Origin of the sequence: Pseudomonas azerbaijanoccidentalis, from assembly GCF_019145495.1 — a bacterium.
Taxonomy (GTDB): domain Bacteria; phylum Pseudomonadota; class Gammaproteobacteria; order Pseudomonadales; family Pseudomonadaceae; genus Aquipseudomonas; species Aquipseudomonas azerbaijanoccidentalis.
The window spans coordinates 50,225-74,737 of sequence record NZ_JAHSTU010000011.1 but is presented as its reverse complement, the minus strand read 5'-3'; the positions used below and the strand labels follow the sequence as shown (position 1 = coordinate 74,737).

Annotated in this window: 17 protein-coding genes; 2 read left to right on the top strand and 15 right to left on the bottom strand. The window is 51.3% G+C overall.

The window, feature by feature from the left end; genetic code table 11:
- Positions 1-25: 25 nt before the first annotated feature.
- The 6 genes from KVG88_RS27705 to KVG88_RS27680 all read right to left on the bottom strand — a co-directional run bounded on the left by KVG88_RS27705 (position 26) and on the right by KVG88_RS27680 (position 6,775).
- A complete protein-coding gene (locus tag KVG88_RS27705; protein WP_217873291.1) occupies positions 26-1,027 on the bottom strand; it encodes a lysylphosphatidylglycerol synthase transmembrane domain-containing protein in 1,002 nt (333 codons plus the stop codon).
- Positions 1,028-1,035: 8 nt separating this feature from the next.
- Positions 1,036-1,803, bottom strand: coding sequence for a glucose-1-phosphate cytidylyltransferase (gene rfbF, locus KVG88_RS27700; RefSeq protein ID WP_217873290.1), 768 nt, complete (start codon positions 1,801-1,803; stop codon positions 1,036-1,038).
- Between the two features lie 10 nt (positions 1,804-1,813).
- A complete protein-coding gene (locus KVG88_RS27695; RefSeq protein ID WP_217873289.1) occupies positions 1,814-2,776 on the bottom strand; it encodes a glycosyltransferase family 2 protein in 963 nt (320 codons plus the stop codon).
- Positions 2,777-2,805: 29 nt separating this feature from the next.
- Positions 2,806-3,621: an NAD-dependent epimerase/dehydratase family protein gene (locus KVG88_RS27690; protein WP_217873288.1), complete on the bottom strand. Its 816-nt coding sequence runs from the start codon at positions 3,619-3,621 to the stop codon at positions 2,806-2,808.
- Entirely contained in the window at positions 3,618-4,700 is a 1,083-nt protein-coding gene (rfbG, locus tag KVG88_RS27685; protein WP_217873287.1) for a CDP-glucose 4,6-dehydratase, read from the bottom strand. Before rfbG ends, KVG88_RS27690 begins: the two co-directional genes overlap by 4 nt.
- A 956-nt stretch (positions 4,701-5,656) precedes the next feature.
- A complete protein-coding gene (locus tag KVG88_RS27680) occupies positions 5,657-6,775 on the bottom strand; it encodes an acyltransferase family protein (RefSeq protein WP_217873286.1) in 1,119 nt (372 codons plus the stop codon).
- Between the two features lie 1,563 nt (positions 6,776-8,338).
- Here KVG88_RS27680 and KVG88_RS27675 point away from each other — a divergent pair.
- Positions 8,339-9,799, top strand: a complete 1,461-nt coding sequence (locus tag KVG88_RS27675) for an MBOAT family O-acyltransferase (protein ID WP_217873285.1) — start codon at positions 8,339-8,341, stop codon at positions 9,797-9,799.
- 1 nt (position 9,800) lies between these two features.
- The gene (locus KVG88_RS27670) at positions 9,801-11,030 is read left to right on the top strand and encodes an alginate O-acetyltransferase AlgX-related protein (protein ID WP_217873284.1); all 1,230 of its coding nucleotides are present in this window, start codon (positions 9,801-9,803) and stop codon (positions 11,028-11,030) included.
- 637 nt (positions 11,031-11,667) lie between these two features.
- Here the strand turns inward: KVG88_RS27670 and KVG88_RS27665 are convergent.
- From KVG88_RS27665 to rfbB, 9 genes are all read right to left on the bottom strand, one after another.
- Entirely contained in the window at positions 11,668-14,826 is a 3,159-nt protein-coding gene (locus tag KVG88_RS27665) for a glycosyltransferase (RefSeq protein ID WP_217873283.1), read from the bottom strand.
- Positions 14,826-16,067 carry a class I SAM-dependent methyltransferase gene (locus tag KVG88_RS27660; RefSeq protein WP_217873282.1) on the bottom strand — a complete coding sequence of 414 codons (1,242 nt, stop codon included), beginning with the start codon at positions 16,065-16,067 and terminating at the stop codon, positions 14,826-14,828. Before KVG88_RS27660 ends, KVG88_RS27665 begins: the two co-directional genes overlap by 1 nt.
- The gene (locus KVG88_RS27655) at positions 16,064-17,281 is read right to left on the bottom strand and encodes an ABC transporter ATP-binding protein (RefSeq protein ID WP_217873281.1); all 1,218 of its coding nucleotides are present in this window, start codon (positions 17,279-17,281) and stop codon (positions 16,064-16,066) included. The genes KVG88_RS27660 and KVG88_RS27655 overlap by 4 nt, the downstream gene beginning before the upstream one ends.
- A complete protein-coding gene (locus tag KVG88_RS27650; RefSeq protein ID WP_217873280.1) occupies positions 17,278-18,072 on the bottom strand; it encodes an ABC transporter permease in 795 nt (264 codons plus the stop codon). Before KVG88_RS27650 ends, KVG88_RS27655 begins: the two co-directional genes overlap by 4 nt.
- A gap of 130 nt (positions 18,073-18,202) precedes the next feature.
- A complete protein-coding gene (locus KVG88_RS27645; RefSeq protein WP_217873279.1) occupies positions 18,203-19,564 on the bottom strand; it encodes a phosphohexomutase domain-containing protein in 1,362 nt (453 codons plus the stop codon).
- A gap of 126 nt (positions 19,565-19,690) precedes the next feature.
- Positions 19,691-21,133 carry a mannose-1-phosphate guanylyltransferase/mannose-6-phosphate isomerase gene (locus KVG88_RS27640; RefSeq protein WP_217873278.1) on the bottom strand — a complete coding sequence of 481 codons (1,443 nt, stop codon included), beginning with the start codon at positions 21,131-21,133 and terminating at the stop codon, positions 19,691-19,693.
- A 395-nt stretch (positions 21,134-21,528) separates the two neighbouring features.
- Positions 21,529-22,425, bottom strand: a complete 897-nt coding sequence (gene rfbA, locus KVG88_RS27635; protein ID WP_217873277.1) for a glucose-1-phosphate thymidylyltransferase RfbA — start codon at positions 22,423-22,425, stop codon at positions 21,529-21,531.
- Entirely contained in the window at positions 22,422-23,315 is an 894-nt protein-coding gene (gene rfbD / locus KVG88_RS27630) for a dTDP-4-dehydrorhamnose reductase (RefSeq protein ID WP_217873276.1), read from the bottom strand. Before rfbD ends, rfbA begins: the two co-directional genes overlap by 4 nt.
- On the bottom strand, positions 23,312-24,385 hold the full coding sequence (gene rfbB / locus KVG88_RS27625; RefSeq protein ID WP_217873275.1) for a dTDP-glucose 4,6-dehydratase: 1,074 nt from the start codon (positions 24,383-24,385) through the stop codon (positions 23,312-23,314). The genes rfbD and rfbB overlap by 4 nt, the downstream gene beginning before the upstream one ends.
- Between the last annotated feature and the right edge of the window lie 128 nt (positions 24,386-24,513).

The window sequence follows — 24,513 nt, the reverse complement described above, 5'->3', positions numbered from 1 at the left end:
TTTACCAGAATGAGATGAGTCTGGGTCATTTGCGCGCAGCCTTAAATAGCGCCGGCCTTGACCAGATCGCCAGAGCCCCAACGATCGTAGTCGGAACCCATAAAGCCAGATGTACAATGACGGCATAGCTGCCCGCTTGAGCCGAAGTGCCACCAATCAACGTCACGGCTGTAAAAGCGGCGAGATGGAAGGGCCCTACATATCCAGGTGAAGAAGGCGCCAGCGTCGAAAGCGTAGTGATCGCCATCACCAACAGAGCCATCAACGGATTAACATCCAAACCCAGCCCTTTCAATGCGAAATAAAAAAGCCCGGATTCGCCTGCCCACACCAACATCGATAACAGCAACATCAGCCCAAGCACACGAGGACGCGACATAACATCAAAGCTTTCGAACAAGCCCGCTATCGCCAGAAAGACGCCGGAAAGTTTTTTCGGTTCCCTTTCATTACTTCCCCCCCACAACTTAAACAACCGAGCGAAGCTTGAAGAGAAGAAAAAACCAATTGCTAGGGTCACACCCCCAAGCACTGCGAGAATCAAGGCGGTTTGACGGAGAGCCGGCGGGATGTCGATCGACTGAATCGCCAGAACGCCTACGGCGAGGCAGGTCAGAAGCGTCACAAGGTCGATAAGACGCTCAACAACGAGACTGGTAGTGGCCGCAGTCTTAGTCACACCCATCGCACTAGGGAACACCAGGGCACGAATGACATCACCCAAGCGAAAAGGCAAAACGTTATTCAGCGCGATTGCGCCCAAAAAAGGCTCCGCACAATTCTTGAATCCTACCGGTGCGCCTTCCGCTGACAGCATGATCGACCAGCGTAAGATGCGAACTGCATATCCAAAACCTAGCGATGCAACACCCAAAATCAGGTAATGCCAATGGAAGTGCGCCAAGGCGTCCATTACTTCGGATACGTTGACAAGACGAAGGATTGCCCCCAGACACAGGACAGTGATCCCCCCCCCAATCAAATGCTTGATCCAGCGTTTTTCCTTCACAGGCGTGGCTTGTGTCATAGGTACCGTCAGATCCGCCAAGGGGCTTTATTGTTCGCCCACAGGGCCTCGAGTTCACGCTTGTCACGCAAGGTATCGCACGGTTGCCAGAACCCGCTGTGGTGGAACGCTGAAAGTTGACCATCCTTAGCCAGATTGGTTAACGGCTCGCGTTCCCAAGACGTGCTGTCATCTTCTATATAATTGATGACTTCAGGCTCCAAAACAAAAAACCCCCCATTGATCCAGCCAATTTCATCGCTCGGCTTTTCTTCAAAACTCGACACACCATTCTGCGCGTCAATATTAAGCACGCCAAATCGACCTGGGGGCTGAACCGCGGCAACGGTAGCCAGCTTCCCATGCTGGCGATGGAATTCGATCTCTGCGCTGATATTAATATCAGACAATCCGTCTCCATAAGTCAGACAGAATGTTTCGTTATTCAGATACGGGGCGACACGCTTCAAGCGGCCGCCTGTCATGGTCTCAGCTCCAGTGTCAACCAAAGTAATTCGCCAATCTTCAGCCTGACTGTTCAGGATCTGATGATCACCATTACCCAAGTCGATGGTCATGTCGGACATATGACGGTAGTAGTTAAAGAAAAACTCTTTTATCACATAACCTTTGTAACCGAGGCAAATGACAAAGTCTTTGATCCCATGATTCGCATAGGAACGCATAATATGCCACAGCAATGGCTTACCACCGATCTCAACCATAGGTTTTGGTTTGGTATCCGACTCTTCTGCAATCCGAGTCCCAAGCCCACCGGCCAAAAGTACTGCCTTCATAAACACTCCTTTATAGTTTGAGATCAGCAGGATCAAAATTTAAGCTTTTCTGTATAACAGCAACAGGATCAGCACGTAAAACCAAATAAATGCGCAACAAATACTCACCGATAATTCCGAGCAAAAAAGAATTCAGCCCGATTCCGAATAACACAAGAATATGAATACTTGCCAACCCCTGAGGAAGCTCAGGATGAGTGAAGCGCAAGAGCATATAATACAAAGCTCCCAGCACGCTGCCTGCCAGAATCATCACACCAACGAACGACGCGGTACGCAACGGCACGGTGGAGTGATTCAAGACAGCAGTTAACCCGAGCCTGATTAACCGAGAGATATTAAACTTGCTTTCGCCCGCCACTCGGGCATCTCGATCGTAAGTTATGCCTGTTTGATTAAAACCAATACCGGCAATCATTCCTCGTAGGTATGGGTTTGCAGTTTTGGTTTTCAACAAAACGTTAATCACTTTACGGTCGACCAACCGGAAATCACCAACATCACGCGGGATCGGATGTTCACTCACCTTGTCGATCGCCCAATAGCCTAGTCGCCGAAATGTATTCAGCAGCCAACTTTCGGGACGTTTCCTACGAACACCATAGACAACTTCATGCCCCTGCTGCCAGCGCTCAAAAAACTCCTCCAACATTTCAGGCGGATCTTGTAAATCTGCGTCAATTTGCATCACCGCGTCACCTTTGGTGTGCATATAATTCGCTAGAATTGACCGCTGAAACCCATAATTGCGAGAAAAACGAATAGCCTTTACCCGCGGGTCGTTTTTTGATAATTCCGCCAGCATGCCCCAGGTATTGTCATCCGAATGATTATCCGAAAACACAAATTCAAGGTCACACCGATCCTTCATTTTTAGTGCCAGCGAATCTAAACGACGATATAACGCTTCGATATTTCCAGACTCATTGAGAACCGGGATAGATATAGATATCAGCGGCCGTTCATTTGCCATTTAATATTTTCCCTTTCAAAGCACTGATCTTAGCTTTCAACCAGCGTATTTATATATTCGACAACACCCGCCACCGCGTCGCGAAACATTACGCCTTCGAGCACTGAGGACCTTGTAAACACTTGAGTAAAGTTCTCTTGCTGCGGCTCAGGTAGCGCCCCTAACTGCAAGAGATGACCCTTACCTGCCGACTCAAAGACTGCTTCGGCTAAAGCCTTTAAGGTAACAGGCTGACCATGACTCAGCTCCACCACACCTGTACTTGAATAATCCACTAGCGCCCTGACAGCTGCGGCATCATCAGAAACGTGGTGGTACTCACGTAACTGTCGCCCCAACGTCATTGCAAAAGGCTTGTCATCACGCAACGATGCCATTATCAGCCCCAAAAACATAAAGGGACTGGGTTCCCCGCCTCCATATAGGGTGTGGATGCGTATATGCAGTGCTGGTGTCAGTTCGCCGCTCATCTCAGAGACGAAACGGCTCAACGCGAGCTTACTCTGTACGTAAGAGTTTGCAGTCAGCATCCCCTCCATCGCGGTTCCGAAAGTCACAGCCCGAATACCCATTGGAGATACTGCCTGAATAATGTTTCTAGGCAGCCGAAAATTGACGTTATGCAACGTCTCAGAGGCAAGAGTTGAGTCTAGTAAACCAGAGCAAATGTATACTACGGCTCCGGGCTGAGCGTACCGTTGAAAGTAGGCTGTAATATCGTATAAAGAATCGCTCGCCCCCCATTGTTGGTAAACCGCCCTTTCAACGCAAACGACTTCGTCCGCTTTGTATTCCTCACGAAGTGCCTGCCCTAATCGCCCCCGGCCACCAACAATGAAGATCATTCCTGAATGCCCGATCGCCAGGCGCTGATTTGCGCAAGCGTAATTGCGCGAGCTTGACCAGGATTGGAATAAAATTCCCGATACCAAGAAGCTGTTTTCTCTACCACTTGCACCGTATCCCATACAGGGATCCAGTTCAGTTGGTTCCTGGCAATGGAGCTATCCAACGCCAGTGCACCCGCTTCAGGTAGAGGACTATCCATGAACTCCAGGTTCGGGCGTTTCCAGTTCGCACTCATCAATTCCAGTACATCTCTGACGGAGTGCTGCTTCAGTTCCTGAGGACCAAGATTCCATGCCTTGGCGACACGTTCAGGGCTATTTGAAGAAAGCCCCGCCAAAATGACCAGATAGCCATGCACCAAAGCCAAAACGTGCTGCCATGGTCGTGTAGCATCTGGATAGCGAAGGGTCATTGCTTGATTGTCGATTACCGCACGCACGAAGTCGGGGATCAAACGATCTTCGGACCAGTCGCCTCCACCGATAATATTTCCACCACGGGCAGTAGCGATTGCAGGCCCCTGCCCGGAGGAAGCAGGGTAAGAAGCTGCGTAACTCTGAATGACCATTTCTGCCGCGGCCTTGGAAGCGCTATAAGGGTCTTTGCCACCCAAGGGATCGTTTTCCCGATATGGCCACGCCCATTCGTTATTCTTGTAAACCTTGTCCGTAGTTACGCATAGCACACCACGAACACTTTTCACTTGGCGGGCGGCTTCGAGTACGTGAGCGGTACCCTGAGCGTTGACCAAAAAAGTCTCCAATGGCTCGCGATAAGACCGACGAACAAGGGGCTGGGCAGCCAAATGCAGTATTAAGTCCGGCTGAAAGGATTCGACTGCGCCCTTCAGCTTGTCAAAATCGCAGATATCCCCCAGCGTACTAATCATTTCACTCTCAAGATCTGCCTCTGAAAACAGCGACGGAGTCGTCTCAGGAGCAAGCGAATATCCCGCTACGGTCGCGCCGATAGACTTCAGCCAAAGACACGCCCATCCTCCGGTGAAGCCGGTGTGGCCGGTAACCAGCACCTTCTTACCGACTAGACTCTCTTCAAATTTGAACCTGGATGTCATTTTTCTTACGCCGTATTGATTTTTAGCATCTTGGTTCCCGCGCCTTTCTTGGCAAGGGATATCGAGCGATTCTTTCGGCCCGCAAGAATACCCTGATCCGCCACTCTTGTGGAGGTGCGGATTGAATGATCATCCTGAATCCATCGTATTCGATCGATGAATTACGCTAGACCGACCGCCAGAAGCGCTTCGTATCCAACGTAGCATCACTAGCGAGTGGCTCTACCACAGCAATGCCACATAGGTTGGACCGAAGAGCTGTGTGGTAACCGCCCAGTAGATGGTGCAGTCACTGATGAACTCTACCCCCGTCAACCTTGGTGGATTCGACCCGCATGTAGATTTGTGCGATGGAGCTATCTTCTTGTGCGCGCCACGGACCACCAGTCACTTCGCCTGATGAACGGTGTCACCGCGATCTTTACCGGACTGTTGTCGACCGGGAGAAAAGGTCCACCAAGTTACGCTCCAGCCGGCTCCAGCGGTTCGTCAGATAATGCATTTCTTATCCACAGTCCCTCGCACAGCGAACTGCGCCTGAACTTTCTGCAGCCGGCTTTTCAGTTGGAACAGAGTTGCCAGGTTCTTTTTCTGACAGCCGGTAATACGTTGGCTCCTCGCCGTTTATTGAGTTTGCGCCCAATGCCGTAAAGCTTGTTAACCCCTGTAAGAGCGACATCTGGCCTCGCGATCTTGCCCTTGAGCTTTACTTTCGGCACATCAACAACTTTGCGCCGCTCACGCACTATGCCTGTCAAGCACCCCAATGCCTAATTGCAAATCCAAAGCGATAAATCATCTCCGGATTGTTCAATTGTTAACTCAGGCTACTCTCACGATTACCCTCCGCCGAGATGCGACTGACGGAAATGGCGAAACTCCGACACAACCTAGAAGATGTTTCGCCGCCAAAGACTCGTGCAGTTTAAGCTGCCTTGAATCGCGTAATTTTTAGTTTACTGGCTCCGTATTGGGTCGCAACTCCCGACAAATGATAGTTTTTTTGATAGAAGACGCTTCCCTGGAATTTCAATTACTCTATAAGTCACAGAAGAGATAAGCACCACCACACCAAGAAAGGCGATCACAAACCATGTCGACTCATAAGGAAATTTGTAGCTTGCAACCGTACTGATTAGCAAGGTCGCAAGTAGTATTGGAAAATGCACAAGGTAAATGGAATAGGACCATTCTCCTAGCGTTACAAGCACCTTAGCGTTCAGAATGCTTTTGATCGCTCTACTACTGATTGCAGATAGCACTATTATTGGAAAAAGTGTAAAGGCGACGTGTTCTGGTCGAACCAACCCTACTCTAGCGTAGACCATGAACAAGACAAGCAAGGTAACGGCAATCATGAAAACAAAATCGGCAAAAAATGAATTTGTAATGGATTTTAGAATTTTTGTATTTGATAGCTTGTAAGTCGCCACCCCAATGAAAAATCCAGCAGTTGTTCGCATTATATCTGCGTTTATCACTCCAAATAGACGCTCATTAACCAGCAAACCATTCTTAGTAATAACGAATGCCGCGATCAAAAAGCATGCCACCATCCCAATAACAGAAACCTTCTTCCCCATCGCGATCAAAGCAAAAAAAACGAAATTGATAATCATCTCAGTGGAAATAGACCACGCTGGCGAATTCCACGAAAAACCAATCTCTAAACTCGATCTATTTAGCAAAAACAAATTTAGCGCAAAGTGATAAACATCATTATTCAAGAATAGATAGTCAAGAGGCCCAAGCAAGTGGATTAGCGTTAGTTGTAACGGTATAACTGATAACAAGGTTATAAGGTGCAATGGGTAAATTCTAGCAATCCGTTGAAATATATTTTTGAGGAAAGTGGTACCGCGCTCATTATTCCAGTATGCGCGAGCAATTACAAAACCAGATAGAACAAAGAAAAAATCCACAAGCAGCAAGCCGGTATTATAAAATGGTGCGAACAACCAATTCATAGGCCTTACTTGCCACATTGCAGTGTAATGCCAAAGAACAACTCCAATTGCGGCAATTCCGCGCAGGCTGTCAAGTTCAAAAAGTCGCTCGCGCGCAGACGTAGTCATTGTTGTTTCCCTATCAGATTGGCGATTGTAGTCGATTCGAAAACATTTCGGCTAGATGCTTTACAAGCTAGCGCGAAGAATCCATGTGGATCAGCAACAGTTGCTGCAAATTCTCCCTAATACCGGCAAAATAATCGACGCTCTTGCTCCTGTACTCAACGCTACGCAGCACTACCAAATCGTTGGATCTACGCGCATAGCGGCGCTCATCACCCAGATAGGCCATAAGCCATGGTCGACTGGTCTGCGTCCGTGAAATTTGGGCCGACCACAGTTCAGGCTAAATACGAGGACAGGGCAAACCACGGCAATACCGTTACAATTGACAGCCTCAAGTACCGTCGGCACGATCTGATCCTGATCACCGGCCGAGTAATTTATGCAACGAAGGGCGAAGCGCTGGGCCTGGACCCGACTAATCAGCCGGCGCCGCTGGAACAGCCGCGGTAGGCTTGCCTATCAGCGACATTGTTCTGGGCAACGAAGAGGCTGAACACGATGGTCGATGGGGTGCTCAATGGCCAGTCGGATAGACTGAAACTACGAGCGAAGGCCTCGACGGTGCTCGAGAGATTTGGCAGGCGTGGCGCATGGATTTGGCATTGGCGCTGGTCACCCCCGCTGATGATCGGCAGTGGGGCGACAGCCAAACAAGTTCAGAACCGGAGTTAACCCAAACAGCTCGTCAAGCAGGCTACAGCATCGACTTAGACACTATCAGCACAGCGACGGCAACACAGCAACGCACTGGAGCCGACAAGCGGCTCGCGCTCGAGCAGCACCCGTATCTTAGCGAGCAACCCCATCACGAGACTTTGACCCTAAAAAAGGTCAGGCTCGCCTGCGCGATCGCCTTACCACTACTGATCTTTGGCTGCCAGTGCCACTCGACTTCTCGGATTCTGTCAGTGCCCGCACAGTGCCAGCCATTACTGCAGCATGGCTCATGTAGGAACGCGTACCCGACTTGACCCTGCACATACTCAACAAAGTGTTGCCATCACTGATGCCAGCGAACAAGCATTGATCGCCTTCGCAGTTGCCAGGCCTATCTAGAGAGGTGACTCACCGATGAGCTAATTCCCTACAAGCTTTTCTGAAGACTCCGCTTTGAGGCTGTCCATCCAAATACAACCGCAAAATGCACTATGCTTTGTGAGTGTCTTGGCGGAAAAAACTAAAATCTGTCCCGCTAGTCGAGTCAACTGTGCGATTTCGTCAATCACTTGAGCAACCTCGTTGGAGCAGGCTAGGCCGAGAATCGATGAGAGATCTGAGGGGTGTTCAATTTAATACGCAGCAAACTTTGCGAGTCATCTGGTCCCCTCAATATTGCGCTGGCTTTCCCTCATGCAGCTGACGTAATATTTACGCAGGAAGCTGGTGACCACACCGAAGTCAATCAAAATTTCATTTCCGATTACCACATCGACTAGCTCGGTCCTGTAGTGTCGTACGGAAAAAATGGCGGAAGTCGAACCAGTCTTCTATTGCAGTGGTTGGTAGGGTTTGCCTTCGCCAGTAATTTATCATGGCGCTCCACATAATGAGTCACAAATAACGATGCTTTTTACGACGCCTATTTTCCTGTTTTTTTTCCTGCCGCTCTTTTTTGTTGCGTACTGGGCGGTTCCCACGTATGCAAAGAACGTAGTTGCTCTCGCGGGAAGTATTATGTTCTTCGCTTGGGGAGAGCCGCTGTTTGTATTTGTTCTATTGTTCACGACGTATCTTGACTATCGAGTTTCTCTGATTATCGAGCCATCGCGAGGTTTGCCCGAGAAACAGAGGCGCGCGGTATTGATAGGCGGGCTGCTTGTAAATGTCGGTATACTTTTGTGGAGCAAGTATACAGGATTCTTTTTAATCGATGTTGTTGGACCGATTGCAAGAGTTTTTGGTTATAGCGTAGGAGATCCGCACATTGGATTAATCCTTGGCATTTCGTTTATCACGTTTCATAAGGTTAGCTTCCTGGTCGACAGCTATAAAGGAAGGGCCGTTCCTCCGCGAAATTTTCTGGACTGTGCTCTCTATATTTTTCTGTTCCCGCAACTCATAGCTGGTCCGATTATCCGGTATCACGACATTGGGGAGCAGATCCATAGCCGAAAAAATACGGTAAACAATGTCGTCGCGGGAATGATGCGGTTTTCAATTGGGCTCGCCAAGAAGACGCTTTTAGCAGATCCCATCGGCGGAATTGCAGACAAAATTTTCGGATTCAATGCAACATCGTTGCCTGTGGAACATGTATGGCTTGGCATTGCAGCATATACCTTGCAGATTTACTTCGATTTCTCGGGGTATTCTGACATGGCAATCGGGCTTGCAAGGATGATGGGATTCCATTTTCCTGAGAATTTCAACCGACCATATATTGCGCGTTCAGTCGGCGAGTTCTGGCAAAGATGGCATATTTCTTTGTCGAGCTGGATGCGGATCTATCTTTATATCCCCCTTGGTGGTAACCGTGCAACGCCAGGAAGGGTGTTCCTGAATTTGTGGATCGTATTTCTAATCTCCGGATTTTGGCACGGAGCAAGCTGGAACTTTATCGTCTGGGGCGCATATTACGGTCTTTTTTTGAGTATAGAGCGACTAGTTTCGCTATCCCATCCAACGGTAAAATTCCCAAATGCTATAGCACAAGCCTATACCATAATAGTTGTAATGTGCGGATGGGTTCTCTTCCGGTCTCCAGACTTAAGCTACGCACTCAACTATCTAGGGGTAATGTTCGGAGCGATTACGCCAGTGCGTGATCCCACTGTACCCGACTTGGCTTTCTTTCTTACAAAGCTAAACGCGGCAACAATGATTCTAGCTACAGCGCTGGCAGTGTTGCCTGACGTATCGCCACGACGCTTTGCAACATGGAGAAAGTCGTATCTACCTACGAATGATACTGTGAGCGGCTCGTTGATTCTGATCCAGTTTTCGACGACCGCTGCTCTCATCATCGTTTGTTCCATGGCTATGCTAAGTTCAGGGTATGCCCCCTTTTTATATTTCAGGTTCTGACATGCGGACGATAAAAATTCTTCATGCATTATGTGCAGTTTCGCTAGTAGGAATCATTTCGATCCCGGCCATTCAGCTCATTGTTCCGTTTGTTGAAGAGAAACCTCTGATAGGGTGGGTTCCACACGGAGAGCCACAACCGGAACTCACTATAAAGTCAATTCTGGATGGTAGATTCCAGCGCTGGGCCTCGACTTACCTGGCTGATCACGCTGGTTTCCGACCAACAATGGTTAGAACATATAACGAGGCCATCTACCAGCTCACAGAAGAGGCACCCAATATTGGAGTGTTTAAGAGCAATGGTCGTTTGTTCACAAGTGATCAAATACTGAATATCAGCAAGGTCTACAGGGATGAAGAAAATTATAGAAGAGCGTCTCAAGACGACGCCGCTCGAATGCGAGCAATCCAAGACGATCTAGCATCTAAAGGTAAATATTTCGTCGTTTTATTGGCAGCTAGTAAACCCTCCATTTACATAGATTCAGTGCCACGCAGATTTCTCCCAGACGGATTGCCTGATAATTTTAGTGTGAACGGTAGCATGGCAGATGAACTTCGAAAGGCAGGAGTCAATGTCATCGATAGTACCGTCACAATGCGTCAATTGCGCAACGAGGGAATCCCGACACATTCGGATAGTGGCGTACACTGGAACTACTTTAGCGGTTGCGTGATAGCTTCGGAGATCATGCGAGAGGCAGAAAAACATGTATACGGCGGAGTAACCCAGATTGGTTGCGGCACTCCGACGTTTTCTAAGCCTGAAGGGGCTGATGATGATGCACTACTGTTGATGAATATCTGGTCGGATGGAGGTGTCAAGACGGCTACGCCAAAACCTAAACTCAGCCTTTACGGAGATACGAAACGTCTACCTAAAATCGTTTTCGTGGGCGATAGTTTTTCATGGCAAATCATTGCCGCGATGTCCTACTCAAGTGCATACAGTGAGTTAGTCTATTCGGGTTATTTGCGGAGTAGATACGCCATAAAATCGGGTACAGGCGAGCATCTTTCATCCGAAGGTGAGGACGTGCCGCAGACAAAAATCATCCACCAAGTGGCACGCGACATTGATCAGAGCGATATAGTGGTACTTGAACAAGTCGACTATGTGCGAACACCTCCAGAGCGCCCCCGTGAAAATGACTGGTTCGGCTTTATGCATCATATGACGCCGCAACTCCTTAGCACTGGCCCCACTCAATCCACTGTAACCAACTAAGTATTATCCACGTTCAGACCAATCACAGCATATGGTTACCTAAGAAACTTTGGTACAGCCGAGTGGGGAGTGGGTCTGAATTTTGCGGCGCGATTCCTCTGCGATGGCAGAGGCGTAGAAGGAAATTAGTTTTGGTAGGAGCGATTGGCGAAACGCTAATGAGGATAGAGAGCAACCACTGTAGGAATATATAACGCCAAATTATTGATTCTTATAGGGTGACGCGATGGTTTTTTACGTCCTGCAAGCCGTATCATCTTCCTTGTTTATTAACTAATTGTGTTCGTTTCCGGGCAACCCTGACATGGTGGGGGTCATTGATTCGAGTACACTCGCGTCTACGAATCAAAACCTGCTCTGCTGGGCGGCCTTGAGGGATCACCGCAAACGCTGACCCCTTTAACAATACCCTCGCATACCTAACTAAATTTTGACTATTACCTCAGCGGAGGTGCGCGAGTGAGGCTCAAACACGCTGAATCCAGATCTCAAAAAAAAAAAACCGAACCCAACTGTCTCTTAATCTCCTTCGCTGCTCAACTACGCGTTTTTACGTTTAGTATTAGCTCGCATAGTTCTAGTATTCCGGACATGAATACAGATCTGAGAGTCAAGCGAGTTTTTTACGCGTACCTCCTTATTTGGAGAGTAAAACCCCTTTAAGCTGCTCAGCACTCTGCTTCCACGTTAGCCATGGCATATCAACCGAATCAATGGTGGAGCCGTGACGATAGTCCTGCAACCACTGAGTAATTGCGTCGGCCAGGTTCTGTGCACTGTCACCTTCGAAGTACGCCGCATGCTCTCCGGCAACCTCGCGAAATACCGGCAAGGCTCGCGCCAGAATTGGCAGCCTATGCTGCGCAGCTTCAATCAGTGGTAATCCGAAGCCTTCACCTTTCGAAGCGGCCAGCAAGCAGGACGATTCTGCGTAGACTTTTTCCAGGTATTCATCGCTGATACCTTCGAGCCAAAACAGCCGTTTGTTCAATTGCGGGTGGCTGCGCAAACGCGCGCACAAATCACCAACCATCCAGCCCTCTTTACCCACAATGACCAGGTTTACCTGCTCGCCCTGGGTCCATAGCAGATCGAAAGCTGCAAGGGTTTGGGCGTGCCCTTTGCGTGGTTCAACGGTACCCACCGACAGGAAACTCGGTACGCTACGCAGGCATTCAAGCACCCCATTTGCGCTTTTCTCCAAACCGTCCGACGGCTTTGAAGCGGCCAAGTCAGCACCGAGGTGGAACCAACTCGTCTGCAAAGGAGGGCGAGACGAACGTGGTGCGCCATGGGCGGCAACCCAAGCCTGCAAATCAGCAGCCACCGAGGCAGAAATGCATAGCGCTGCATCGGCCTTTGAGATCTCGTATAGCCAATCCGCATGCTCAGCCTTGGTGCCCGCAGGAAAGTGCTCCTCGAACAGGATCGGGATCAGGTCATAAACGACGAAAGTAGTCTTCACACCTTGCTCGCGCATTCGGGTAAATACCCCGCGCTTGCCCGCCTCAACAACAAATGTACCGGAAAAATCCAGGCCCAGGAATTGTTCGCCTGGCTGCATATCCACAGGCTCGTCGACTAAAAATTCGCTAGGGCAACCCATCAACGTGAGCATAAAGTTTCGCGCATAGCGCCAATGCCAGCCTCCTGCGCTATCGCTCAGGTAAACCGGTTCAAACAGATAACCGGCCGGTGGTGATTCAATCAGCGCCAGCAGCAACGCCCTGACCACACGCTGAATGCCGGTTCGTAAGTCGACCCGGACCATGGCGGAGACATCAACATATATGCGATCAAAGCCAAGGCTCGGTGGCTGGTTGAGTGCAATTGCTTTGGACAACGCGACAATGTTCACGCTCTCGCTATAATCCGAGACCACATGCCCTACCGCCGACATAAACGCCTTGTAACGGTTGTGGTCGAGATAATGGGCTTCAATGTCTTCGAAATAGCGCTGGGCACAAGACGCAGGTGCATGAGTGCTTTGCACGTAAGTGGCGGCTTCATTGCCGAGGCTCGCGCGAGCCGAGGGATCGTTGCGCAATTGCTCCAGGGCTTGGGTGAGTTGCGAATCGCTGAAATCATCCGCCAGCTTGATTAACACGTTATCTGGCAACTCGGCCATGGAACCATTGGCGTTGACGACAGTGGCCAGACCGTAATTCAGACAATCAAGCACTGCCGCTGATGTCTCTCCACGCGACAGTTCACGCAATTGCACGCCAACGTCTGCAGCGGCGAGGTACAGCTCATAAGTGCGTGCGTCGGTCCAACCGACAATGCTCACGCTTGAAGGCTGCTCACGCTTATTGAGCTGCTGCTCAATGTCATTGCCATAGTCTGACGCATCATTCTGGCCTACGAAGAACAACTTGCAGTTGCGATCCTCGCGCAGCAACGTGGAGTCTTCCCACGCGGCCAACAGTCGATGATTAAGCTTGGTCTTACCCATAAAGCCGAAGCTACAGACCACGAAGTCGTCTTTTTTCAAGCCCAAGACTGCACGGGCGTGCTCGCGATCCGGCTTTCCTGCGGGCACACGCAGAAGTGGGATCACCGAACAGCGCGCCCTTTCGCCATACCATTGATGCGCCAAAGACTCTGAGTGCTTCGAATGCACGATCACTCCGAGTGCCTGATTAATAACCCCTAGGCTGCCGGGATACTTGGCCAGCGTGCCATGTACACCGTCCCGATGGAAATCAGCCACCGCTTTGTATCCGTGCCCCTCATACAGCTGTTTGATCCAGATATCGGGTTTTATCCCATAAACCTGGCAATACCACTGAACGTCACTCAGATAGAAGTCGTGCAAGACCACAACACCCGGGATCTTGTCGAGTAAGTCGAACATAAAGGCGTGCATTGGGTTATTGCCAAAGTGGTAAATAACCCGTTGATAGCGAATGGCGTTCTGGCGGAACCATTCCACTGAGCGCAACTGGCAGTTCGCAAGAATCCAAGGATCATCGACCTGAGGATGGTCGGTCACCACGTCGATGTCGTAATAACGACTTAACTCGGGCAACAAGTCTGCGCTGTACCCGGCAATCCCGCTTTTTTGAGGCGGCAGAGGCGACACATACGCCAACTTCTGACGCAAACCATGGCTGCTGACATCCTCCCGTTGCAGGGAGCCCCGCGTCAACAAGGCCATGACAGCCGCGGCGTCCTCGTGCAATGAAGCATCTTCGAAACCGGCCGTAGGATTCGTCGATAGAGCACTGACTTGAACGGCAGGCAACCCTAGCGCCTGGCTGACATACTCAGGATCCAGAGGCGGCATGACCAACACCCTCTCTGCACGCCGAATCTGCTGGACTTGCTGCGCCTGATACAAGCCTCGCGGAGTTACATCGCCAACATGGGAGTGACCCAAAGACTCCAATACCACCGCAATGCGAATGGACTGCGCCAACACACCAACAGTCAAAATCAACTCATTGCCAGCACTATCCAATACATCGGATAGCAATACCAAATCGGGCTTGAGATCGGCCAGAAATGCTTCTCGAATCAACTCCGCGGCTTTCGCCCGACCTTCGTTAGCAGAATCAAGCCGATTTACCGGGCCAGGCGCCGACCACACAAGAATATTGTTCAACGGCAAAACGCCATGAAACTGTGCGCGAATCTCTTCGATGGTCCCATCAAACAGCCCGCTCAGGGCCAAGAAAACCTCATGTTCGTCTGACTGCCGGGCTAACGTGCAAGCCAATTGGGTGATGTAGCACGACGATTCGCCCCGACTGAGCCGGGCCTGAGCACCCTGCATATCAATAACAATACGCATCAGCGGTGATCCTTCTGTTCGATAGTCTTTTCCAGATCGTAATAGACTTGACGAGCGCCCGCCGACAGGCCCTCCAAGTGCTGCGGTAATGAACTGTTCGCCGGGCCGAAGTGAGTGGCCATAAGCCCACGGGTTTGGGCGAAGCGCTTGAGGGGCTCATACAAACGGGGATATCGCTTAAGGACTGCGTTGAGCTGCCGACGCAAACCCGGACGCCCAAGGGTATGGCGCAGCCCAACAACAACGATTCGACGGGCCCCGCCTTTGATTAAACGCTTAAAGCGACTTCCCACCCAGCGCACGGACCTGACGCACCACCGCAAAGGTGCAGTAACGCGCCAGGAAGTGCTGCTCATCAACGCTTGAATGCGGCTTTGATCGGTGCAACTTTGTAGCCAGAGCTCATGAGCCTGGGCTAACGCCTCATCGCGCAGCTGACGAGTTTGCTGCAACTCTTGTATGCGGTGGCTTTCGACCATCACCCGCAAACGTTGCTCCATGCTTTGCTCATAACGCTCCGCCAGGCTTTCCAGGCTCAATCCGTAATTACGATCAAAGCAAGAGTCGAAAACCGCCATCTGCTCGTCCAACGCCGTCTTCTGCGCAATGATTGCGTAATCCGGGCTGACTCCGCTAAAGACTTCCATCAAGGTAAGTTGCGGTACGTCATGCAGCGCCGCCGGCTCTTGAAGACGGACTAACTTGGATCGCGCAAAGCCCGTAAACTCGGTCAAAAAGCTGAGTAACGAATGCGGTATAGGCTTTTCATGCGTCGGGTCAAGGTAGAAAAAGTTAGTGCCAACTAACAAGTTTTCCGGGTTCGGCGTCTCCATAATCAGCAGCCCCGCCGGCTTGAGCACCCTCAACGCCTCACTGACCAATTGCTGCAAACAGGAGAACGGTATGTGTTCAACCAGATGGAACGCCGATACCACAACCTGGCTCTCATCTTCCAGTGCGCTCAACGCCGTCAATGCGTCACCGTACTCAGCAGGCAAATCAAGAGCCTGACATGCCTGCAGCATGCCCTCGTCGAGGTCTACACCGCGCGCCAGAAAACCTTGCGACAGGATCAACTCCAGCCACTCGCCACGGCCACAGCCCAGATCAAACGCAGGGCACTGCGGGTACAATGTCTTGAGCGGGTTGATAAAAGGCAGGTAGGCCTCTTGACGCTTCCTGATCAACTCGCGGCTGCCGCGATGGAGATCTTCAAACGCCCGGTAAAAATTCGCATTCATCTGTTTTTTTCCACTGTAGGCGGCAACCAGGCAAGCCCGACAAATTCCGATTTGGAGACGTTGACCACGTTGAATACCAACGCCAGGTCCTGCCACTCAAAGTTACAAGCAATGTGGTTTTCGGTGGTGTGCAGCGCAACAGCCACCGAATACGATCCCACTCCCAAGTTAGCCTCAAAGTCGAAGCTGTATTGCATGGTTTGCCCTGCCGCCAAACTCTCGAGTTTGCAGCCCAAGTGGTGCGTGTTAGTACCAAAGACCGTTTGGCCCAAGCGGTCCTTGAGCATATAGCCGGTGACCAATTCGGGAATGTCACTGTTGACCTGCACATCAATTCTCAGGCTGACACTTTCGCCAACTTGTACGTACTCGATCGGCTCTCCCTGACTATTGTGCAAGCTCACCGAACGTACGCTTGCTTCACCCGAACCGGAGCGGGTTTGTACGCTGCCATCTTCGCGCTGGATGACAGAAACCGTGGCGTTTTCCTTGGCCGCGATAATAGCGTTGTAGTAATCCATCACCTCTTCCGGCGCGCCATCCTTGATTACTGAGCCATGTTCGAGAAGGATCGCGCGACTGCATAACGACTGAATTGAACCCCGGTCGTGGGACACGATTAACAACGTCGTCCCCAAGCGCTGAAATTCACGAATACGCTCAAAGCTCTTGTGCTGGAAATAACTGTCACCCACAGCCAAGGCTTCATCGACGATCAGAATGTCTGGACGAAACGCTGTTGCCACGGCAAATGCCACGCGCATCTGCATACCGCTCGAATACGTGCGTACGGTTTGGTCGAAGTACTCGCCAATCTCTGCAAATGCTTCGATCTCTGGCATGGCCTGGCTTATTTGCTGAGTGCTGAAGCCCATCAAACCGGCGGCGTGATACACATTCTGGCGACCGGTCAAATCAGGGGTAAAACCCATGCCCAACTCCAGAATGGCTGCGATGCGGCCCTTAACCTGAACGCGTCCCTCAGTGGGCTGCAAGGTTCCGGTAATCATCTTCAGTAACGTGGATTTTCCCGCGCCGTTCTGACCAACAATACCGATGGCTTCTCCCCGCCCGATGGAAAAGTTGATGTGCTTGAGTACCCAATGCTCCTCACTAGGTTTGATATTCAGCCCAAACCAACGGCCAATTCGCTGAAATTCAGAGGCATAGACACGATAAGCCTTGCCCAGATCACTTACAGTCAAAAGGCTCATAACACATCCACCATTTCCGGCGCAGCACGGCGGAACATAAACAGCCCCAACAACAGTAATCCCAGGGCGATAACAGTGGTCACTGCAATTTGCTGGATATCGGGAGTTTTGGCGTATACCAGAATGTCATGGTATGCACTAACGATCGCAAACATGGGATTCAATTCCATGTAGCCCCTGAATTGTTCAGGAATAATGTTGACCGGGTAAACCACGGGCGTGAACCAGAACCAGACCTGAAGCAGGATCGGTACCACTTGGCCTACGTCTCGAATGAAGACGTTCAATACGCCTAGGATCAAGCCTATGCCGACAGCTAAAGCCGTTACTGAAAGCGTCAACGGTATTAGCCAGAGCATTTGAAGGTGCGGCCATTGCCCCAGCAAAGCAAAGACCACCAACAGCGCGACAAACAGCAAAAAATAGTTAAGCAGGCTCGATCCCACGACAATCACAGGCAAAGTAATGCGTGGAAAACGCATTTTTTTCATGAGATTGCCTTGATCGATGAACAAGGTCAGGCAGCGCCCGATAATCTCCGCAAACACGCTCCACGCCAACATCCCAGCCATCAAATAAAGGGCGTATGCGTATTTATTGTCGATACCGGGCAGTCTTGCTGCCAGCACGTTGGAGAGCACCAGTGCATAGATGGCGACTTGAGCCAGTGGATTGATGATCATCCACAAACCGCCTAAACGGCTACGAGCAAAACGGGCAATAAATTCATTATGGATAGATGAAATAACGAAGCCGCGGTAATCCCAAAGGCTTTTGAACAACTCCAACATTCCTTACTCCTGATAAAAGTGAAGCCAGCTGTCTTCACTCTTTGCGATTCCGAATCGTGCGATTAACAGCCGGGGATAGAAGCGTTTCAGGCCTCTACCGCTCCACACCCCATCATCATGCGCAAGGCACTTACTGCTGGATCAATCCGGCAATTTCCGCCACATAGCGCACAACCAGTTCTTCGCTCGCACGACTCTCCACATTCAATCGCAGCAAAGGCTCCGTATTGGATCCTCGCAGACTGAAGCGCCAATCGCCAAACTCAAGACCGATTCCGTCTGTTTCATCAATTTTCGGGTTGCTCGGCAGGAAGTGCTCGAGCACCTTTTGCAAGGTTTCATTCACATCGCTCACACGATAGTTAATCTCGCCACTGCAGGGGAACGCTTCGATCCGCTTCGACACCAGTTGAGCAAGCGTTTCGCCAGTTTCGGAAATCAACGCCGATACCAACAACCACGGAATCATCCCGCTGTCGCAATACGCAAAGTCACGGAAGTAGTGGTGAGCGCTCATTTCCCCGCCATAAACCGCGTCTTCCTCACGCATGCGCTCCTTGATGAAGGCGTGCCCGGTTTTGCTTTGAACGGCGATACCTCCCGCCTGCTCAACCTGTTCAATGGTATTCCAGGTCAATCGCGGATCGTGAATGATCTTGCTGCCCGGATGCTGCTTGAGCAGCATTTCAGCCAACAGGCCGACGAGGTAGTAGCCCTCGATAAATCGACCATCAGCATCGAAGAAGAAACAGCGATCAAAATCCCCATCCCAAGCCAGGCCAATGTCGCATTGATTAGCCAGTAATGCCTGACGAGTCAGTTCACGATTTTCCGGGAGCAACGGGTTCGGCACACCGTTCGGGAAGTTACCGTCTGGCTCTTCATTGATGAACACCCACTGCAGCGGCAGTCGCGCAGTGAGTGCTTTCAGTACCGGGCCTGCCGCGCCGTTGCCCGGGTCGGCGAGGATCTTGAGAGGTTTTAACTTGCTTACATCAACGTAAGTGAGCAAATGATCGATGTAGGCTGTCTTGTCGACGGCCTGGCGAACGCTGCCTTTTGTCGCCGAGATACTTCCCAGTTCACCCATGTCGACACGCTGGCGAATGGCGTCCAGGCCAGTGTCGCCACTGATGGGGCGGGACTGCGCCTTCACCAACTTCATGCCGTTGTACCCTTTCGGGTTGTGGCTAGCAGTGATCATCACGCCGCCGTCAACTTTGTAGTGACTGGTGGCGAAGTAGACCTCCTCGGTGCCGCAAAGCCCGATATCAATCACATCGGCACCGGCCTCTGTGATTCCGCGCATCAGTGCAATCGCAAGAGGAGGGCTTTCGAGTCTCATGTCCTGCCCGACAACGAAGGTTTTCCCCTGCAGTTCAATCACAAGTGCCCGACCTATGCGATAGGCGATGTCTTCGTTGAGCTGCGAGGGGACCTGACCACGGATGTCATAGGCCTTGAAGCATTGGGTGACGATAGGAGGATGCATGCTACTCACTAACTGAAATGTCCGTTGCCGCCCTTGGGCGGCAACGGAAAGAATGGATCACCAGGGCCTGATGCCACCGGCGCACAAACCTCGCCAAGCGGGAGGTTTGCATCTGGTTCAGTGTCGTTACTGGTCGACGCGACCGTAGTTGTCTTCGAACCGAACGATATCGTCTTCACCCAGATAATCACCGCTCTGTACTTCGATCAGCACCAGATCGATCACACCCGGGTTTTTCAGGCGATGCTTGTGGCCCGCACGGATGAACGTTGATTCATTGGTGTTGAGCATCAGCTCTTGCTGATCATTGACCACTAGCGCCATGCCGCTGACAACGATCCAATGTTCGCTGCGATGGTGATGCATTTGCAGCGAAAGGGATGCACCCGGTTTAACCACAATGCGCTTGATCTTGAAGCGCTCGCCATTTTCCAGCGTCGTGTAGGTACCCCATGGACGATGCACAGTCCGATGGAGCAAGTGCACGGTGTGGCTGCAAGCCTTGAGCTGATTAACGATATGTTTGACGTCTTGAGCGTGGTCTTTGTGGGCAATCATCACCGCGTCAGGGGTGTCGATGACCAGCAAGTCCTCAACGCCAACCAGCGCCGTCAATCGACCTTCGCTATTGACGTAGTTGTTACGAGAACCGTGAGAAAGCACCTCGCCTTCGAAACGGTTGCCGTTTTCGTCAGGTTGCGTCAGTTCGCTTACAGCATTCCAGGAACCAATATCGCTCCAGCCAATATCACAAGGAACAGTAGCAACTTTGGACGAACGTTCCATCAATGCGTAATCAATTGAGATATCTGGAACTTCAGCGAATGCCTCAGCATCAAGCGCCAGGCAACGGTATTTGCTGGAGGAAGTAAGTCGGGATATTTCGATCGTCTTGCTGACCGCTGCAACTACATCAGGCGCATGCTGGCGAAGTTCTTCTAGGACAGTCCCTACCCGGAAGCAAAACATTCCGGAATTCCAGAAGTAATTGCCGGCACTGACATAGCTTTGCGCAGTGGCCAAATCTGGTTTTTCGACGAAGCGCGCGACTTTCAAACCGCCCTTAAGCGGCGCATCTTTTTGAGCTTCGATGTACCCAAACCCTGTCTCAGGGTAGGTCGGCTGAATGCCAAAGGTGACTAACCAGCCCTCGGAGGCGAGCGTCATGGCGCTGGCGACGGCAGCGGAAAAAGCCTGCTCGTCCTGGATCAGGTGGTCTGCAGCCAGCACCAGCATTTGCGCGTCAGCGCCATGCGTGGCCTCAAGCTGAAGCGCAGCGGCGGCAACGGCGGCAGCCGTGTTGCGGCCGAATGGCTCAAGGATGAAACCCTGGGCATGCTTCGCTTTGTTGACAGCACCATATTCATCTTCAGTTTTGAACAAGAGTTCACGGTTGGTCACCGTAAGAATCTCCACAACCCCTTCCAGGCGCGAAGCGCGAAGAAAGGTTTTCTGGATCAGATTCTGACCATCTGGCAGCTCCATGAATGGCTTTGGATGAGCTTCTCGAGAAACAGGCCACAACCGGCTGCCCACTCCACCAGACAAAATTACGGGAATCAGTTCCATGCTCTAAATCCTTAATCCCCTCCTCTGGCAGATGAAACCAGTAAGCGGGGCTCAGTTATGTTTCCAGTCATCCCTGCATCGCAATCAACGCGACAGAGTGACAGCTCAACGTTGATCCAAACCTTTCATCCCTACCCGCATTCGCATCCCTGATGTTTCTGCTTGCCCTCCATCCGTTGGAGGCCGCTCTCGGCAAGCAAGCTCTTCTGTCAAAAATCAGGTCAATTGAGATTCAAATGCAGGGCCAAATAAGGTTGGATAATTCTGCCGGCCATTCTACAGCGAGTGCCGGGAATTAATAACTCATGCGCCGACGGGAGACAAAAAAATCCATTAGAAAACAAATAAATGCTTCAAAGTTGAGCCATCAAAATAACATCAACCATCCGTACCGATCAAATCTCATATCCCGGCACCTTCAGAAGTTTTTGCAAGTAGTCACCATATGCGGTCTTTTCAAGCCGATTAGCTTGAACTGCCAGCTGCTCAGTACAAATCCATCCATTGTTGTATGCAATCTCCTCCAGACATGCCAGCTTCAACCCTTGGCGCTTTTCGATGGTATGCACAAAATGGCTGGCTTCGAGTAGCGAATCCGGAGTCCCGGTATCCAGCCAGGCGAAACCGCGCCCCAACACTTCCACCCTGAGTGACTTCTGCTTCAGATACGCGAGATTTACGTCGGTGATTTCAAGCTCGCCACGCGCGGAAGGCTTGAGGGCTTTTGCGATTTCGACCACACGATTATCGTAGAAGTACAAACCGGTCACCGCGAAACTGGATTTTGGTTTGACAGGTTTTTCTTCGATGCTCAGTGCCTGCCCTTGCGCATCGAACTCCACCACACCGAAACGCTCCGGATCTGATACATGGTAGCCGAAGATCGTAGCGCCGCAGTCTTGGTTGGCAGCCGCACGCAAACTGTCGGAGAAGTGGTGACCATAGAAAATGTTGTCACCCAGAATCAGGCAGCAAGGATCGCTGCCGATGAAGTCCTCACCGATAATGAACGCTTGAGCCAATCCATCCGGACTGGGCTGCTCTGCGTATGTCAGTTTGACCCCATACAGACTTCCGTCACCCAACAGCTTGCGGAAGCTCGGCAGATCGTCCGGCGTGCAGATGATCAGAATATCGCGAATGCCTGCGAGCATCAGCACTGACAATGGATAGAAGATCATTGGCTTATCGTAGATAGGCAGCATTTGCTTGGACACACCTAAGGTCAGCGGGTGCAGACGCGTGCCCGTGCCCCCGGCGAGAAGGATGCCTTTACGATTGATGGTGGTCATTTGTTCAAGATTTCCGAGAGCATTCGGCTCACACCACTTTGCCATTCCGGCAAGTGTAGAGAAAAAGTGTCACGCAGCTTTTGAGTATTCAAACGTGAGTTGAGCGGACGGCGTGCAAGTGTGGGATAGGCGCACGTCTCGATTGGATTGATCGACCTGACCGCCAGTTGCTCCCCGCTTGCTTGAGCAAAGTCGATGACATGCCGAGCATAACCGCACCACGACACCTCTCCAGCGGCCGCCAGATGATATAGGCCCGACAGCTCCGGGCACCGAAGAGCCTGCTGGAGAGACAGCGCAGTAATGTCGGCAATGAGGTCCGCGCCGGTAGGGGCACCGACCTGGTCATTGACGATGTTCAAGGTCTCACGCTCTCTGGCCAGCCTCAGCATACTTGTTGCGAAGTTGTTGCCACGAGCACCGTAAACCCAGCTGGTACGGTAAATCAGGTAATTGCACCCGCTCGCAATGATCGCCTGCTCCCCCGCGAGCTTGCTGGCACCGTAATGATTCAACGGCGCCACAGCATCCGACTCACTCCACGGCACTGAACCTTGACCATCGAAGACGTAATCGGAAGAGTAGTGAATTAGCCACGCGCCAAGATTAACCGCTTCTTCTGCCATCATCCGGCATGCCAGGCCGTTCACCTGATTTGCCAGTTCAAACTCGGATTCAGCCTTATCGACGGCGGTGTAAGCCGCTGCATTGACGATAATGTCAGGTTTGACTTGCCGAATCGTTGCTCGCAACCCGACGAGATCTGTCAGATCACCGCACAGCTCGCCCACTGTCCCGCGATCAAGAGCAATCACCCGACCCAACGGCGCGAGCGAGCGCTGCAGTTCCCAGCCCACTTGGCCGCTTTTCCCTAACAGAAGAATTTTCATGAGTTTGATCGATCTGTGTAGTTTTGATCGATCCACTGCTGGTAACTGCCACTCTTCACATGCGCAACCCACTCCGGGTTGTCGAGATACCATTCAACCGTCTTGCGAAGGCCTGTCTCGAAGGTTTCCCTTGGCACCCAACCCAGCTCATGCTGGATTTTATCGGCATCGATTGCGTAGCGCAGATCATGGCCGGGGCGGTCTTCAACGTGAGCAATCAAACTGGAGTGCGGCCGATAAAGGGAGTCCGGGCAAAGTTCGTCGAGCAATGCACAAACGGCCCGCACTACTTCAATATTCTGTTTTTCGTTGTGGCCACCAATGTTGTACGCCTGACCCACAACACCTTCAGTGATGACTTGATAAAGCGCACGGGCATGATCTTCTACATACAGCCAGTCACGGATCTGTTTGCCATCGCCATACACCGGCAAGGGCTTTCCCTCCAGCGCGTTGAGAATGACCAGCGGGATCAGTTTCTCAGGGAAGTGGTAAGGGCCGTAATTATTTGAACAATTGGTGATCAGTGTCGGCAGCCCATAGGTACGCGTCCAAGCCCGAACCAGATGATCGGAACCTGCTTTACTCGCCGAATACGGAGAACTTGGCTGGTAAGGGGTAGATTCGGTGAACGACGCGGCACCGATTTCGAGATCCCCGAACACTTCATCCGTCGAGATATGATGAAAACGGAAGCCTGCCCTGCGCCCCTCATCCATCGTTACCCAATAGTGTCGCGCAGCTTCCAGCAAGGTATAGGTGCCGACGATATTGGTCTGAATGAAATCGGCAGGCCCGGAGATGGAGCGATCGACATGCGACTCTGCAGCAAGATGCATGATGGCATCCGGCTGGTACTGCTGGAGAATGCGATCGATCTGCCCTCGATCACAGATATCAGCCCGCTCAAACGCATATCGGGGGTCTAGGCTGACTTCGGCCAGGGATTCGAGATTACCGGCGTAAGTCAACTTGTCGACGTTGACCACAGAGTCGCTAGTGTTGGAGATGATATGTCGAATGACTGACGAACCAATAAAGCCCGCGCCGCCAGTGACTAGAATTTTCACGCGCTTCATACCCTTGAGTGACTGGCAGAGTCATCGGCCAACGTGGTCTTTGAAAAGGCCAGCGCAAACCGAAAGCACCTGGTGCCACAGCTAAGCAGCCATTAAGGCTTCATGTTGGCTCGACTAAC

What these genes read in the sequence shown, in the direction of transcription:
- KVG88_RS27705 (WP_217873291.1), bottom strand. Translation starts at nt 1,027, where the DNA reads ATGACACAAGCCACGCCTGTGAAGGAAAAACGCTGGATCAAGCATTTG.
- rfbF (WP_217873290.1), bottom strand. Translation starts at nt 1,803, where the DNA reads ATGAAGGCAGTACTTTTGGCCGGTGGGCTTGGGACTCGGATTGCAGAA.
- KVG88_RS27695 (WP_217873289.1), bottom strand. Translation starts at nt 2,776, where the DNA reads ATGGCAAATGAACGGCCGCTGATATCTATATCTATCCCGGTTCTCAAT.
- KVG88_RS27690 (WP_217873288.1), bottom strand. Translation starts at nt 3,621, where the DNA reads ATGATCTTCATTGTTGGTGGCCGGGGGCGATTAGGGCAGGCACTTCGT.
- rfbG (WP_217873287.1), bottom strand. Translation starts at nt 4,700, where the DNA reads ATGACATCCAGGTTCAAATTTGAAGAGAGTCTAGTCGGTAAGAAGGTG.
- KVG88_RS27680 (WP_217873286.1), bottom strand. Translation starts at nt 6,775, where the DNA reads ATGACTACGTCTGCGCGCGAGCGACTTTTTGAACTTGACAGCCTGCGC.
- KVG88_RS27675 (WP_217873285.1), top strand. Translation starts at nt 8,339, where the DNA reads ATGCTTTTTACGACGCCTATTTTCCTGTTTTTTTTCCTGCCGCTCTTT.
- KVG88_RS27670 (WP_217873284.1), top strand. Translation starts at nt 9,801, where the DNA reads ATGCGGACGATAAAAATTCTTCATGCATTATGTGCAGTTTCGCTAGTA.
- KVG88_RS27665 (WP_217873283.1), bottom strand. Translation starts at nt 14,826, where the DNA reads ATGCGTATTGTTATTGATATGCAGGGTGCTCAGGCCCGGCTCAGTCGG.
- KVG88_RS27660 (WP_217873282.1), bottom strand. Translation starts at nt 16,067, where the DNA reads ATGAATGCGAATTTTTACCGGGCGTTTGAAGATCTCCATCGCGGCAGC.
- KVG88_RS27655 (WP_217873281.1), bottom strand. Translation starts at nt 17,281, where the DNA reads ATGAGCCTTTTGACTGTAAGTGATCTGGGCAAGGCTTATCGTGTCTAT.
- KVG88_RS27650 (WP_217873280.1), bottom strand. Translation starts at nt 18,072, where the DNA reads ATGTTGGAGTTGTTCAAAAGCCTTTGGGATTACCGCGGCTTCGTTATT.
- KVG88_RS27645 (WP_217873279.1), bottom strand. Translation starts at nt 19,564, where the DNA reads ATGCATCCTCCTATCGTCACCCAATGCTTCAAGGCCTATGACATCCGT.
- KVG88_RS27640 (WP_217873278.1), bottom strand. Translation starts at nt 21,133, where the DNA reads ATGGAACTGATTCCCGTAATTTTGTCTGGTGGAGTGGGCAGCCGGTTG.
- rfbA (WP_217873277.1), bottom strand. Translation starts at nt 22,425, where the DNA reads ATGACCACCATCAATCGTAAAGGCATCCTTCTCGCCGGGGGCACGGGC.
- rfbD (WP_217873276.1), bottom strand. Translation starts at nt 23,315, where the DNA reads ATGAAAATTCTTCTGTTAGGGAAAAGCGGCCAAGTGGGCTGGGAACTG.